The organism is Bradyrhizobium sp. CCBAU 53351, assembly GCF_015291745.1.
Lineage (GTDB): Bacteria > Pseudomonadota > Alphaproteobacteria > Rhizobiales > Xanthobacteraceae > Bradyrhizobium.
In genome coordinates this window covers 2057837-2071712 of record NZ_CP030059.1, presented here as the reverse complement: position 1 = coordinate 2071712, position 13876 = coordinate 2057837, and the positions used below count along the sequence as shown (strand labels likewise).

The 13876-nt window shown below is 61.0% G+C and carries 12 protein-coding genes; 2 read left to right on the top strand and 10 right to left on the bottom strand.

Going from position 1 to position 13876, the window contains the following annotated elements; genetic code table 11:
* Positions 1-150: 150 nt before the first annotated feature.
* The 6 genes from XH83_RS09820 to XH83_RS09795 form a co-directional block, all read right to left on the bottom strand.
* A complete protein-coding gene (locus XH83_RS09820; RefSeq protein WP_194406801.1) occupies positions 151-1251 on the bottom strand; it encodes an NADH:flavin oxidoreductase in 1101 nt (366 codons plus the stop codon).
* Positions 1252-1322: 71 nt separating this feature from the next.
* Positions 1323-2501 carry an ABC transporter substrate-binding protein gene (locus XH83_RS09815; RefSeq protein WP_211418316.1) on the bottom strand — a complete coding sequence of 393 codons (1179 nt, stop codon included), beginning with the start codon at positions 2499-2501 and terminating at the stop codon, positions 1323-1325.
* Between the two features lie 97 nt (positions 2502-2598).
* Complete coding sequence (locus XH83_RS09810; RefSeq protein WP_194406799.1) at positions 2599-4194, bottom strand: class I adenylate-forming enzyme family protein; 1596 nt, start codon at positions 4192-4194, stop codon at positions 2599-2601.
* A gap of 229 nt (positions 4195-4423) precedes the next feature.
* Positions 4424-5203, bottom strand: a complete 780-nt coding sequence (locus tag XH83_RS09805; protein WP_194406798.1) for an SDR family oxidoreductase — start codon at positions 5201-5203, stop codon at positions 4424-4426.
* Between the two features lie 162 nt (positions 5204-5365).
* On the bottom strand, positions 5366-6370 hold the full coding sequence (locus XH83_RS09800; protein ID WP_194406797.1) for an NADP-dependent oxidoreductase: 1005 nt from the start codon (positions 6368-6370) through the stop codon (positions 5366-5368).
* A gap of 34 nt (positions 6371-6404) precedes the next feature.
* Positions 6405-7268 carry an alpha/beta fold hydrolase gene (locus XH83_RS09795; RefSeq protein ID WP_194406796.1) on the bottom strand — a complete coding sequence of 288 codons (864 nt, stop codon included), beginning with the start codon at positions 7266-7268 and terminating at the stop codon, positions 6405-6407.
* A 159-nt stretch (positions 7269-7427) separates the two neighbouring features.
* Between XH83_RS09795 and XH83_RS09790 the strand changes: the two genes are divergently transcribed.
* On the top strand, positions 7428-7859 hold the full coding sequence (locus XH83_RS09790) for a helix-turn-helix domain-containing protein (RefSeq protein ID WP_194406795.1): 432 nt from the start codon (positions 7428-7430) through the stop codon (positions 7857-7859).
* A gap of 79 nt (positions 7860-7938) precedes the next feature.
* On the opposite strand, the gene XH83_RS09785 is transcribed toward XH83_RS09790, so the two are convergent.
* The 4 genes from XH83_RS09785 to XH83_RS09770 form a co-directional block, all read right to left on the bottom strand.
* Positions 7939-8760, bottom strand: a complete 822-nt coding sequence (locus XH83_RS09785) for an enoyl-CoA hydratase-related protein (protein WP_194406794.1) — start codon at positions 8758-8760, stop codon at positions 7939-7941.
* A gap of 70 nt (positions 8761-8830) precedes the next feature.
* Positions 8831-9535, bottom strand: coding sequence for an SDR family NAD(P)-dependent oxidoreductase (locus XH83_RS09780; protein ID WP_194406793.1), 705 nt, complete (start codon positions 9533-9535; stop codon positions 8831-8833).
* 16 nt (positions 9536-9551) lie between these two features.
* On the bottom strand, positions 9552-11873 hold the full coding sequence (locus tag XH83_RS09775; protein WP_194406792.1) for a molybdopterin-dependent oxidoreductase: 2322 nt from the start codon (positions 11871-11873) through the stop codon (positions 9552-9554).
* A 14-nt stretch (positions 11874-11887) separates the two neighbouring features.
* Positions 11888-12511: a TetR/AcrR family transcriptional regulator gene (locus XH83_RS09770; RefSeq protein ID WP_194406791.1), complete on the bottom strand. Its 624-nt coding sequence runs from the start codon at positions 12509-12511 to the stop codon at positions 11888-11890.
* 159 nt (positions 12512-12670) lie between these two features.
* Between XH83_RS09770 and XH83_RS09765 the strand changes: the two genes are divergently transcribed.
* A complete protein-coding gene (locus XH83_RS09765) occupies positions 12671-13867 on the top strand; it encodes an acetyl-CoA C-acyltransferase (protein WP_194406790.1) in 1197 nt (398 codons plus the stop codon).
* Positions 13868-13876: the final 9 nt, after the last annotated feature.

The following is a 13876-nucleotide window of genomic DNA, read 5'->3' as shown; positions in this document are numbered from 1 at the left end:
GACGCGCACGCCTCTGCCATCGACCGGCGCGCGCCGATCTTCTTTGGCAACCAGCTTGGATAGATCGCCGGAATGCCGGCCACCGAATATTTGGATAACCTGTATTCAGCGGCGACGCAGCCGGCCTTCGCAACCCGTCATCGCTGAGCCTTAGCTCAGCGCAGCGAACGCAGTCCGTTCGAAGGCCATCAATTCTCCCGTCCTGCCGTCGCGTATCTTCAGGAGCCATTGGGGATCCTGAAGCAGCGCTCGCCCCACCGCGACAAGATCGAACTCCTCTCGATCGAGGCGGCGGATCAGCTCGTCGAGGGACGCCGGACGGGAGCTCTCCCCGCCATATGCGGCGATGAATTCGCCGGTCAGGCCGACCGACCCGACCGAGATCGTCGGCACCCCCGTCACCTTTTTGGCCCATCCGGCGAAGTTCAAATCGGAACCATCGAACTCCGGCTCCCAGAAGCGCCGTTGCGAGCAATGCAGGATATCGACCCCCGCGTCGACCAGCGGTTTGAGCCAGGCTTCCAACGCGCGAGGCGTATCGGCCAGTTTCACGTCGTAGTCCTGCTGTTTCCACTGGCTGATCCGCAGCAATATCGGAAAGTCGGGTCCGACCGAGTTGCGCACGGCGTGAACGATATCAGCGGCAAACCGCGCCCGGCCCGGCAGGTCCTTGCCTCCATAGGCATCCTCGCGGCGATTGGTGCCTTCCCAGAAGAATTGATCGATCAGATAGCCGTGCGCGCCGTGCAATTCGACGGCGTCGAACCCCAGGCGCTTCGCGGCAAGCGCCGCATCGGCGAAAGCGCGAATGGCGTCTGCGATGTCCTCTTCGCTCATCGGCTCGCCGAATTTCTTCTCCGGTCGCGACAGGCCGGACGGACTGTCGTAGGGGCCCGGAGGAGACCAATCCTTGGCGCGGGTGCGAACGGCTCCGACGTGCCATAGCTGCGGTGCCATCAGGCTACCGGAGGCATGCACCTCGTCGACCACACGCCGCCATCCCGCCAACTCCTTCTCCCCGTGAAAACGGGGAACATTCGGATCGTTCAAGGATGCCGGACGATCCACACCCGTGCCCTCCGAGATAATGAGGCCGACCGCTCCTTCGGCACGCCGGCGGTAATATTGCGCGACGTCCTCGGTCGGGATTCCGCCCGGAGAGAATGAGCGCGTCATCGGCGCCATCACGACCCGGTTCGGCAAGTTCAGCCCTTTCAGCTTGAAAGGCCGGAAAAGAACGCCGCTGGACATCCGTGCTCCATGATTCAGTTGATCGCGTTACGGGCTCAAAACACCTGCGCAGCAGGTTCAGCAGGTGCAATTCACTTCCCGTCGGCGCTGAGTACACTACCAAATTGCTCCCACGTGGTCCCGTTCCAGCGCTGCAGCTGCAGCTGCGTATACGCCATACTGCTTTCGGGGCCCGTGTTGATGATGACACCTGGTATGACAGTGGGAAGCGACAGCCCGCGGATGCTGCGCGATTGCCTGACGATATTCTCCCGCGAGAGATCGTTGCCACATTGCTTGAGCACCTGCTCCAGGAGCTGTCCCTGCTGGGTCCCGAACAGGTAATTGTTGTCTCCGATATCTGCGCCCGGCAGGTATTTGGCGAAGAATTCGCGATACCATTTGATGCCGGGATCGTCGGCCCACTTCTTGTCATTCGGGTCCTTCGTGATCGTCGCGGCGACTATGCCTACGGCCTTTTCCGGTCCTGCGGGGACGATGGTCGAAGACACCGAGCTCGAAACGAAGTTGATCAGGAACAGCGGCTTCCAGGCTATCTCATCGGCCTTCTTGATGGCCTGCGCTGCGAATTTTGGCGTGCCGGCCACCAAAAACGCCGATGCGCCAGACGATTTCAGCGAAACGACGTGGGAATCAATGGTCGGCTCCGTCACTTCGTAGGACGACGCGACGACTTTCTTGTCGAAATCGTCCTTCAAATAGCCCTTGAATGCATTGACGAAGTCCTTACCCAGATCGTCGTTCTGATACAGGATGGCAATCTTCGCGTCCGGCCGGGTCTGGGTGATGTATTTCGCGTAGATTCGTCCTTCGGTGTCGTAGCTTGGCAATCCCGTCGTGGTCATGGGGAATTCAGCGAAGTTCGTGAATTTCGTGACTCCGCTCACGACAAACAGATGCGGGACTTTCTTCGCGTTGACGTATTTGATAGTAGCGCTGATGCCGGGCGTACCCAGCGGGCCGAACAGGAACGCCACCTCGTCACTTTCCACGAGTTTCCTGGTCTGCTCCACCGTCTTGGGGGGACTGTAGGCATCGTCGTAGGTGACGAGGTTTATCTTCCGCCCGTTGATGCCGCCACGCTCGTTGATTGAGTTGACGTAGGCGATCATGCCCTTTCCGGTATTGCTGAGCGGCGAAGCGGGGCCGCTGAAAGGGAACGTCGCTCCTATCTTTATCTCGGATTCAGTGACGCCCGGCGTCTGCGCATGCGCGCCGGCTATGGATGCCGCGAGCGCGGCTACAATCATGGCGCCTCTCAACATTGTCATCTCCCTTCGGCGACAGGTCCGTCGCTCACCGTTTTTTCCTGTGGGCATATTCCGTTCAGAGCACTCCCGACATCCGTCAGCCAGCAGCTGCAGCGCGGGACGTCTTCGGGGCGGCCTGTTCGTTCGCCATCTCCCGTAGCTTGTGCTTCAGTATCTTGCCGGTGGAGGCCGAGGGCAGAGCGTCAAGCACGATCAGTTCGCTCGGACGCTTGTAGGACGTGAGCAATTGGGCCGTGTACGCCTTGAGGTCTTCCGCGCCGATGCTCGCGCCGGGGAGAAGCTGAACGAATGCGACGACCTCCTCGTTGCCCTCGACCTTTCGTCCGACGACGGCCGACTGAACGACCTGGTCGTGAGCGTTCAGGACCGCCTCCACCTCGGCGGGATAAACGTTGAAGCCGGAGCGGATGATAAGCTCCTTGGTGCGACCAGCGATGTAGAGATTCCCCTTGCCGTTCACCCGCGCGAGATCCCCCGTGTTGAACCATCCCTGCTCATCGATCGCCGCCGCTGTCAGGTCGGGCGCACGATAGTAGCCGAGCATGATGTTCGGACCTCGAACGTGCAGTTCGCCCACCTCTCCGGTCGCCACCTCTTTTCCTCGCCCGTCCACGATCCGGTGCTCAATGCCAGGAAGAAACGGGCCGACCGACTCGTCCGGGACAGGCTGCTCCGAACGGACCCCCGTGAGTCCCGGTGAGCATTCCGTGATGCCGTAATTGTTCAGCAGCGGAATTCCGAACTCGTCCTCGATCCGCTTCTTGAGATCGAGGTCGAGCGGAGCGCCGGCGACGGCCATGATCCGCAGGCTGCCCCGTTCGAGCTGTTGGATGCCCTTGACCGCCTTGTGTTCGAGCAGACGCTGATATGTGGCAGGTACGCCAAACAGGCTCGTAATCCCTTCCTCGGCGATGGCGTGAGCCAGCGCAGCGGGATCGGCCTTGGCCACGACATGCAACGTGCCGCCGTGCATCAGCGTCGAGATCAGCAAGATCGAATACCCGACGATGTGCGACATCGGCAGCACGCCGTAAATGCGGTCGCCTGGACCGCTCCGGCGAAGGATCCCCGACGTCCTTGCGGTGAAGAGGAGGTTGCGGTGACTCAGCATGACGCCCTTCGGTGCACCGGTCGTGCCCGAGGTGTATAAAAGGCCCGCGACCTGGCGAGCGCCATCCTCCTCGACGGGCTCCGTTTCGGCATCCGCATTGAGAGGACCGATGCCGATTCCGCCGAACGGCCCGACGGCGCCGATTATCGCACCGGCGCGAGTGGCATGATCGGCCGCTTCCTTCGACAGCGCCGAGTTGAACAGAACGCGTCTGGCGCCGCTGTGCGTCGCGATCAGGTCGATCTCTCGTGGCGAAAGGCGGGGATTGACCGGAATACCCCAGGCATCGAGCTTGCTCGCTGCGAAGAGCATCACGCCGAGGGCCACGCTGTTCTCGCTGGCAATGATCACGCGATCGCCGGGCCTGATGCCCAATCCGGCGAGATTCTTTGCCGCAGCGTCGACTGCATCCGAGAACTGCCGGTAGCTCCAGGCACGCCCGCCTTCCATGAAGGCCGGATGATCCGGAATATCCCGCACGAACGGTGCGTAGACCTCGTGCACCCTGGACGGCAGGCCGTCCAGCAGTTCGGCTGCTGTGAGCTCGTCCACGCTCCTCATGACATCCTCCTCGCGCCTTGTTTTCGGCAACGTGCGCGGTCTCCTTCAGCCGGGAGGTCCGCACCCATCATTCTTATCGGCCGGCGGAGTAAAGCGTTCTAAAATAGAACTGTCAAGACGCGCGATCGTCAATAGATCGGCACAGGAGGGATTTCTGGCGCGTATAACGAATTCCAATTTAGAATTGGCTACATCCACGCAATTGTTCGGAGGGATCAGCTGAGCGCGATTACCATTTCTCGACCCACGGCCGCAGCACGACTTCAAAAGCCCAGGTCGACCGGTGCTGGCGGTGCAGCTGCAGATAGGTTTCCGCGATATGGACAGGGTCGGCCATGTTGTCGTCCACAGTCGTTCCCGCCAGCCGGTGCGCGCGGGTCCCGTCCTCCTGAGTCCAACCGATCGCGGCATCGATCGGCACATTCGCCACATGGATTCCCTGCGGCATCAATTCTCTCGCCATGCTTTGCGCGAGTCCGGACTTGGCATGGCACGCCATCGCAAATGCACCACTTGATGGAAAGCCCTTGAGCGCCGCGCTGGCGTTCGTAAAGATGATCGTTCCTCTCGCACCATTGACGTCGGGTTCGTTTCCGAGCATGAGCCGAGCTGCCTGTTGACCTACCAGAAACGCGCTGAATGCCGAGTTTCGGATTGTTTCGAGCGCCATCATCGGGTCGGCTTCGAGAATGCCCTTGCGGAAAATGCCGGGAACGCGGCCATCGATGTTATGCACGACGAGCCTCGGCGCTCCGATCTCTCGAGCGACGTTCGCGAACAGTTGAGCCACGGCCGCCGGTTCGCTTGCATCGCAGGCGTACCGACGCACGCCGTGCATCTTTTCGAGAGTCTCAAGGACGGCTTTTTCCGGATTCCTGGCCGCGACGGCGACACGCATCCCGTTTTCGGCGAACAGCCTGGCGCAACTCGAACTGATGCCCGGGCCACCACCCACTATGAGCGCAACCTCCTGTGTAGAAGTCTGAGTGCCGGGGCTGGACTGGGTCATGTTGCTTCCTCCGATGCGTTTGATGGCTTCAGGATCTGCTCTCCGATCGTACACGCGAGAAATGGGGCCGCGCCTGCGACAGGATTCTTGGCCATGATCCTTTTCTTTCTCGAGGTGCTCTATGAGGCAGGATCGTAATTTCCGGTTGGTCCGCCGTGGATGCTAGTCTGCCACCTTGATCACGACCTTGCCCTTTGCGCGCCCGGTCTCGACATAGGCGAGCGCATCGCCGGTTTTTTCGAACGCGAAAACCTTGTCAACGAGCGGACGGATCACGCCGGATTCGATCAAGGACGTGATTTCGCGTAGCTGCTGTCCCTGCGCGCGCATGAACAGGAACGAGAAGCGCACACCAAGTTTTCCGGCTTTCTTCCGCACACCATGGCTCAGCAAGCGCATCACCAATTTCAGGAAAAGGTTCATGCCCTGCTCCCTGGCGAATTCGGGGTCGGGCGGCCCGGAGATCGAAATGAGCAGGCCGCCCGGCTTGAGCACCCGCAGAGATTTATCAAGCGTCTTGGCGTCCTGGCTGTGCAGGACCAGATCATAGCCTGACAAGATCTTCTCGAAATCCTGCGTCTTGTAGTCGATGACCAGGTCGGCGCCGAGGCTCTTGACCATTTCGACATTCTTCGCGCTCGTCGTCGTCGCCACGACCGCGCCGAGATGCTTGGCGAGCTGGATCGCGAAAGTTCCCACCCCGCCGGAGCCGGCTTGGATGAAAACCTTCTGACCAGGCTTCAGCTTGCCCACCTCGACGAGCGCCTGCCAGGCCGTCAGCCCCACCAGCGGGATCGACGCTGCCTCTTCCATGCTGATGTTCGCAGGCTTCGGCGCGACGTCGGCTTCATTCATGGCAATGAATTCGGCGAATGTTCCGATCCGATGATCGCGCGGCCGTGCATAGACCTCGTCGCCTGCCTTGAACCGCCTGACACTGCGGCCAACCCTGACGACCGTCCCGGCAACATCGTGGCCCAGAATGAAGGGCGGACGATACGGCAGGATGAGTTTGAATTCTCCATCCCTGAGCTTGGAGTCCAGCACGTTTACGGCAGTTGCGTGAACCCGGACCAGAACATCATCGTCCCGCAACTCCGGTTCTGGCATGGTTACCGGGCGCAGAGCGCCTTTCGTCTGGTATTTGTCGACGACGAATGCCTTCATGATGTCATCTCCAATTTGAAATTTGGTCGCAGCGTCAAGCGTCGAGGAAGGACAGCGCCTTCAGCACGAAATCGGCGTGGTACTGGAAAATCCCGCCATGCCCGGCATCTTCGTAGATGACCAATTGTGCGCCAGGGATACGCCGTGCCATGTCGGCGCTGTTTGCGGTCGGCACCATGATATCGTTATCGCCATTCGCGATCAGGACCGGGATGCGGATGCTGCCGAGATCCTGAGGCGCCTGCTGGCCCCAGCTCTTGATCGCCTTGAGCTGCCGCAACAAGGCCGCTGGTGTGGCTGCTTTGTCCCGATCTGCCTTGCGCTCCTTCAGCCTTGCGAGAAAAGCCTTTGCGGCTCGGCGGCCATTGGCCGTCGAGGTGAAGAACAGGTAGAATTTCGGGTCTCGCAAAGTCAGCAAGCCTTTGATCATCAGCGGCCACGACACCGGCCCAACTTTCTCGATACCTTCGCCGCCTGCCGGGCCCGTGCCGGTCAGAATCAGCTTTCGCACGAGACCAGGGGCCTTCAGCGCGATCTCCTGCGCCACGAAGCCGCCGAGGGAAAAGCCGAGCAGATCGATCTTTTCAAAACCCAGCGCGGCGACCAGAGCAATTGTATCTCGCGCCATTTCGCCAACGGTAACAGGCGCTTTCCCGCTTGAAGCGCCGATACCCTGGTAGTCGATCGCGATCACACGATGCCTAGTGGCGAGGCCATCGACGATCCGCGGATCGAAATTGTCGAGAACCGCGGCCCAATGGTTGAGAAGGATCAGCGGCACGCCGGTGCGCGGACCGATATCGCGATAGGCGAAGGTTATTCCTGCGGCACTGATCGAGAGATTCGGCGCATCGACATAGCGCACGACCGATCCCGGGTGGCTGACATAGTTTGACATCACTTGCTCCATCGCTCGGCCGGCACCGGAAGCACCCGGAATCAGCGCAATTCCCTGTTCTGTCTTGCTCATTCCGGCCTTCTCAATTTGCTCTGGAACATCGACGAACGATGCGTTACTATCAATTTAGTACGAAGTCACTACTAAAACGAGACTTACATGAAAAAACTTTCGACCCAACCCTGTATGATCGCCCGGAGCCTGGCGATTGTCGGGGACGCGTGGAGCATGTTGATCATGCGCGACGCCCATGGAGGCCTGACCCGCTTCGATGACTTTCGAAAGAGTCTCGGTATCGCGCCAACGATGCTGACAGGGCGGCTTTCAGCCCTCGTCGAGGAAGGGCTGCTGGAGAAACGTCGTTATTCGGACCGTCCGCCACGGGACGAATATGTGCTGACGGAAGCCGGGCGCGACTTTTTGCCGGTGCTCTTCGCGATCGGCGCGTGGGGACGCAAGCATCGCGGCGGAGGCAAGATGATCCGGTTCTACGACGCCGAGGGCGGAACGGAGATCGATCCCCTTACGATCGACCGTGCGACCGGGGCTCCGATCGGAACGCGTTCCATTCGTATCGCGCCAGTCGAATGAGCAATGCGCTTGAAATCTCCGGCTTGTGCGGTCGCGAGCGCGGCAGCCTAGAACTTCGGAGCAATAAATTGAGACAGTCTCACCTGTAAGTCGGCGGACGTTTCTCGATAAATGCCCGGACGGCTTCGGTGTGCTGCGCAGTGCCCGCCGCGAGGACCATCCTCTCGGCCTCCTGATCCAGTGACGTCAGGAAGTCGGCCGACAGCGCAAGGTCGAGATTGTCCTTCATGGAGGCATAGGCGCTCGCCGGGCCATTCGCCAATCCTCTCGCCATTTCGAATGCTGCGCTTTGCAGTTCGGAATCGGGCACCACGCGATTGATAAGGCCCAATTCTTCGCAGCGCCGTGCAGTGATCCGTTCAGACAAGAACATCAGTTCGCGGGCACGCGCCGTCCCCGCCAGCCGGGTCAGCAGCCACGAAATGCCGTAATCGCCGGTGAGCGCAATCCTGGCGTAGCCAGTCGTCATGATCGCGGATTCGGCTGCAATACGAAGGTCGCAAGCGAGTGCGATCGCAAGCCCGGCGCCAGCCGCCGGTCCCGGCAAAGCCGCGATGGTGGGCTTGCGCACCGAAACAAGTACGCCGGTCAGGGTTCGCTGACGTTCCCGCAACCGCGCAACCTTGTCGCTGACTGACATGGCCGGCGGGGCAGAGTTGCCGCCCATCCCCTTGACGTCGCCGCCCGAACAGAACGCAGTGCCTGCACCGGTAATCAGGAGGGCTCCGACCTGAGGATCATCTCCATTCCGTTTGATCATCCGGCGCAACGCCGGCGTAAGATGATCGGATAACGAATTTCGGGCTTCGGGTCGGTTCAAGGTAATCACCGCGACGCGATCCCTGATCGCGCACAGCAATTCGTCCGTCCCCGTGTCAACCAAGATGGATCCATCAGTCATGCTTCTGACCTTTCAAGTCCCGCGGAGAGCTATCCAAAGTGACCCAGCGCGCCGTGTCCGTGTTCGAGCATCACCAATTTTCGTTGAATGGCCGCAGTTCCGTGAGAAACGACCAGGCCGAGCGGTCCTGACCGTAGAGATGCAACAATTCGTCGGCGATCGCCGCCGGCTTGATGAAGAATTCATCCGGTTTGTCGCTCATCCGCGCACGCATCCGGGGCGTATCGATAACGGCGTCGATGAGAACGTAGGAGACGTGCACACCGAGAGGTCCCAAGTCACGTGCGATCGACTCGGCCAAAATGCGCTGTGCCGCCTTGGTCGGCGCGAAGCCGGCGAAATTGGCTTTGCCTCGGATCGAAGACGTGTTTCCGGTCACAAGGATTGCACCTCTGCCGCGATCGATCATGTGAGGCGCCACTTCCCGGGCCAAGTACAATAGGCCCATCACATTGACTTCGAAGTTGCCCCTCAGCATCTTCGGATCGATCTCGCGAAAATTCCCCCAGCCCCCGCCGACCGCGTTGTGGATGAGAACGTCAGCCGGGCCAAAACGCCGCTTTACGTCTGTGACCACAGTCCGCACCTGGCTTTCGTCCGATACGTCGCAGGTCATCGCGTGCACGTCGGGAAGCTCTTGCGCAAGCCGATCGATGAGCCCTGCAGAGCGGGCAAGCGCGATGATACGGAAACCACCGGCAGAGAAGCACTTGACGATGGCAGCTCCCGTGCCCGGGCCCACCCCGGTCACGATCGCGATTGGCTTCTCGGTCATTTGACGCTCCCTTCGACTATTGTCCGGCCGCTCTCTTGTGAATTCGCTCGGATTGCGACTGATGGGCGGCAGCTTCGTGCCCGGACACTGGGGACAAGCGCACCGGGACGTTCTTGTGGTAGGGCGTGCCCGCGATGGGATCGCGGTTGCCGCTCTCGGTGAGCAGATTGATGCGCGGTCCGTTGATCAGGCGCTCTCCGTCTGGTGTCGGGTATGCCTGACCGTAGCCGTGCGGCAGCGCCAATTGGCCTTTCCGCATGGCGTCATCGACCTTGCAGCGGACAACGAGCCGCCCGACCGACGACTCGACGGCGATCCAGTCGCCATCCTTCGCACCCAGCTCGATCAGATCGCTCGAATTGATCAACAGGGCGCCGTCCGGATCGTCGCGACGCCACGCCGGATCGCGAAATATCTGGTTGGCATTGAACATGCGACGGCCACCAGCCGCCAGCACGAACGGGAACTCCTTTGGCGCGCTAGCGGCTTGCGGATCGAGACGCGCCAGCCATTCCAGCATCTGCGGGACGACCAGCCGAACCTTGCGATCCGAATGGGCGATCAGTGACCAGACCTCGTCATACGCGTGCCGGGTAACCGCCGAGCCTTGCCGGGCGGCCACGATGGTGTCGAACAGGAGATCTCCGAGCTGATGGTCCGCCACCTCCTCGGATGCGCCGATCGCCCGCCGCACGGCTTGCGGCGATCGCTTCGCGCAAGCCAGTGCCGCGCTCCACAAGGGAGCCGCGGCCGCCGTGCCATCCGGAAGCATCTGTCCCAGCGTATGGTAGAGCACCAGGGCAGGCACCGCCGCAGGGTTTTCCGCGATGAAAGCACGAAAGGCAGCGGCGAATTCAGGTCGCGAGCGCCGCGCTATTTCACGGAGCGGCGCGAGCACATTGTCACCCGGCAGAAGCCCCAGGGCGATCGCAAGCCGCGTATAGATCTCCGGCTCCGGCAAGGTGCCCGCGAGCGGCGGCAGAACACCGGCACGAACATGAAAATAGTTTGTCGGGAACTCGTAGTTGAAGAGAGTAAATTCGGCCTTCTCGTATTGTGTGGACGCCGGGAGAACGTAATGCGCGAGCTTTGCGGTTTCGGTCATCGCAACGTCGACCACAACGCATAGGTCGAGCGATTTCAGCGCGCGTTCCACCGCCTCCGTGTTTGCGGCGGTGTTGGCGGGATTGGAGCTGTCGATCCAGGCGCAGCGCAACCGGTCCGGATGGTCCTTGAGAACGGCTTCGGGGAAAATGTTGGGCGGCAACAAGCCGCCAATGATGGCGTCGCCGGTCGGCGCGAATGTCTGGTTCGGAGAATTTCCCCATAGCGGCTGAAGCCAGCTATGCAATTGGTTGGTACCTTCACGGCCGAAATTGCCGGAAAGCATGATCAAGAGCTTCTCGAGATAGGAGTTGAGAGTCGAGTTGACGCCTTGCTGGATGCCGAGTTCAACGCGAACCACCATGGCCTTCGCGGCCGCGATCATCGCCGCGCAGCGCTCCAGCTCCGCGAGCGAGATATCGGCAGCGGCCGCCCATTCCTCAACGGGGATGTTCGATAGCGCTTGCCGCACTTCCGCAAAGCCGATCGTGTGCTCCTCAATGAACGCATGGTCGATCCGGTCGGACCGGACGAGCATGGCCAGCAGCGCGCCAAGGAGAAACGTATCCGCACCGGGACGAACCGCGAGATGCAGATCCGCCATCTCTGCGGTTTCGGTTCGCCGGGGATCGATGACGATCAGCTTGCGTGCGGGATCCTTGCGGATCTGATTGAGATGGTCGCGCGCATTGGGGAAGCCGTGCGCGATCCAGGGATTTGCCCCGATGACAAACAAGAGATCGCAATGATGGACGTCCTCCGAAGTGTGGCAGGTTTGGCTGCCGAACATGTGCCCATTGACCCAGAAGTCTCCGGTTTTTTCCTGCGAAAGAGCGTTGAAGACGCTGCGCGAGCCCAGCGCACGCAACAAGCCACTGGCGTAGGCGCCGCCAGCGTGGTTGCCCTGCCCGCCGCCGCCATAAAGGGCAATACTCCTGCCGCCATAGCTGTCAACGATGTGCCGCAGCCGCTGTGCGATTTCTGCGATCGCGACGTCCCACTCGATTTCATCAAAGCCGCCATCGGCGCGACGACGTAACGGGGTCGTGAGCCGATCCTTGTGATGCGCATAGTAGGGAATGCGCGCCGCCTTGTTGCACAGATAGCCTTGCGACTTCGGGTTTGAACGGTCGCCTCGTACCTTCTCGAGGCGCCCCTCATTCACCCAGACCTCGATGCCGCAATTTACGTAACACAGGTTGCAGGCTGTCTTGAGCCACTGGCCGGCCGTCATGGGCACCTCCCAAATTATGGTTTGTCGCAGCTCATCGCCTTCGCCGTTCTGTGCTGCCGCTTGTGAGGCCGGCCGCAGACAGTCATCCGTCCGGCGTCGAGAATATCGTCGGAAAGCTTCCCGGCGCCGACAGCACGCGACAGCACGATCGATCCAACCATGGTCGCAATGGCGCTCGTCGCGATTTGGCGCACCTGTTGAGGACCCTCGGCGGGAAGCACGTCGATCAGGATGTCAATCATCTCCTCCAGCTTGGAAGCAAGCGCCCGTTGCTCACTCGGGCTCGATCGAGCAACATCAGCGGCCAGAGCTGGAAGCGCGCAACCTTGTCTGGGATTGTCGCGGTGACGGGAACTGAGATAATCGGCGATCAGCGTCTCGAAGCGATCCCCGCTGGCCTTTCGGTTCGCCAGCTTTTTCCACCGCTCGACCATTTGGTCCATTGCAAACCCGATTGCCTCGCCAACGAGTGCGGCACGTGACTCGAAATGGTTATAGAACCCGCCGTGCGTAAGACCCGCGAGCTTCATCAGCTCGACAACGCTAAGTCCTTCAGCACCGTTTTGACGCAGGCCGTAGGAGGCATTTTCGACGATCCGGCGATGGGTCTGGCGCCTATGGTCTCCTAGGTAACGCATCTCCCCTCCGTGCAGGCTGCTGGGTGACCGCTTGTTCGAACCCGTTCCCATCCACCAGCGCCTCTGGACCGCTTTGAGAGCGGGCAATATTCCATTGCAATGTCGCCAGTGTTATATGACTATCGTCATATAACGAAGCGATCAATAGGAGAATTCGCCATGGCCGCCGCTTCCGATCCCGTCGTCATCCTCTCCGCAGCCCGTACGCCGCTCGGCCGCTTCATGGGCGAGCTCTCGCCGCTCAGTGCCCACAAGCTCGGCTCCCACGTGATTGGAGCAGCTCTGGAACGGGCCAAGCTGTCGCCAGAGCGGATCGACGAGGTGTTCATGGGCAACGTGTTGCCAGCCGGACAGGGCCAGGCGCCGGCACGCCAGGCCGCTCGCGGCGCCCAATTGCCGGATGCCACCGGCGCCACCACCATCAACAAGGTCTGTGGTTCCGGCATGAAGGCCACCATGCTGGCTCACGATATCATCAATGCGGGTTCCGCCGAGACCGTTCTGTCTGGCGGCATGGAGAGCATGAGCAACGCGCCGTATCTGCTGGCCAAGGCGCGCGGCGGCTATCGCGCCGGCCACGACCGCATCATCGACCACATGTTGATGGATGGACTGGAAGACGCCTACGAGACCGGACGCTCGATGGGCGATTTCGGCGAGGCCACGGCGGAGGCCTATCAATTCACCCGCAAGGATCAGGACGATTATGCAATCGAGACGTTGACGCGGGCCCGCAAGGCGGTTGAAGGCGGCGCCTTCAAGGCTGAGATCACTCCGGTCACATTGACTGAAAAGGCCGGGCCCCGGATCATCTCCAATGACGAGCATCCGCTCAAGGTCGATCCCGCCAAAATCCCGGGACTTAAGCCAGCGTTCCGCGCCAACGGCACCATCACGCCCGCCGCCTCATCCGCCAATGCTGACGGCGCTGCGGCGCTCATCTTGGCGAAGCGCTCGCTGGCCGATCGCGACGGCCTCCCAGTGCTCGCCGAGATCAAGGGCCATGCCACCCACAGCCAGGAGCCACAATGGTTCACCACAGCCCCGATCCCGGCTATTCGCAAGCTGTTGGACAAGGTCGGCTGGAGTGTTGGCGACGTAGATCTGTTCGAGATCAATGAGGCATTTGCCGTCGTGGCGATGGCGGCGCAGAAGGATCTCGGTATCCCCAGAGAAAAGCTGAACGTCAACGGCGGCGCCTGCGCGCTAGGTCATCCCATTGGCGCCACGGGCGCGCGGTTGATTGTGACGCTGCTGCACGCGCTTGAAGCGCGAAACCTCAAGCGCGGCGTCGCGTCGCTCTGCATTGGCGGCGGCGAAGCTACCGCCATCGCGATCGAGCGCGTCGTCCGCTGAGAACACGGC

Excerpts from the sequence above, each read along its gene's own strand:
- XH83_RS09805 (WP_194406798.1), bottom strand. The coding sequence starts at position 5,203 with ATGACCCAGTCCAGCCCCGGCACTCAGACTTCTACACAGGAGGTTGCG.
- XH83_RS09790 (WP_194406795.1), top strand. The coding sequence starts at position 7,428 with ATGAAAAAACTTTCGACCCAACCCTGTATGATCGCCCGGAGCCTGGCG.
- XH83_RS09785 (WP_194406794.1), bottom strand. The coding sequence starts at position 8,760 with ATGACTGATGGATCCATCTTGGTTGACACGGGGACGGACGAATTGCTG.
- XH83_RS09770 (WP_194406791.1), bottom strand. The coding sequence starts at position 12,511 with ATGCGTTACCTAGGAGACCATAGGCGCCAGACCCATCGCCGGATCGTC.
- XH83_RS09765 (WP_194406790.1), top strand. The coding sequence starts at position 12,671 with ATGGCCGCCGCTTCCGATCCCGTCGTCATCCTCTCCGCAGCCCGTACG.
- XH83_RS09775 (WP_194406792.1), bottom strand. The coding sequence starts at position 11,873 with ATGACGGCCGGCCAGTGGCTCAAGACAGCCTGCAACCTGTGTTACGTA.
- XH83_RS09815 (WP_211418316.1), bottom strand. The coding sequence starts at position 2,501 with ATGATTGTAGCCGCGCTCGCGGCATCCATAGCCGGCGCGCATGCGCAG.
- XH83_RS09810 (WP_194406799.1), bottom strand. The coding sequence starts at position 4,194 with ATGAGGAGCGTGGACGAGCTCACAGCAGCCGAACTGCTGGACGGCCTG.
- XH83_RS09795 (WP_194406796.1), bottom strand. The coding sequence starts at position 7,268 with ATGTCAAACTATGTCAGCCACCCGGGATCGGTCGTGCGCTATGTCGAT.
- XH83_RS09800 (WP_194406797.1), bottom strand. The coding sequence starts at position 6,370 with ATGAAGGCATTCGTCGTCGACAAATACCAGACGAAAGGCGCTCTGCGC.
- XH83_RS09780 (WP_194406793.1), bottom strand. The coding sequence starts at position 9,535 with ATGACCGAGAAGCCAATCGCGATCGTGACCGGGGTGGGCCCGGGCACG.
- XH83_RS09820 (WP_194406801.1), bottom strand. The coding sequence starts at position 1,251 with ATGTCCAGCGGCGTTCTTTTCCGGCCTTTCAAGCTGAAAGGGCTGAAC.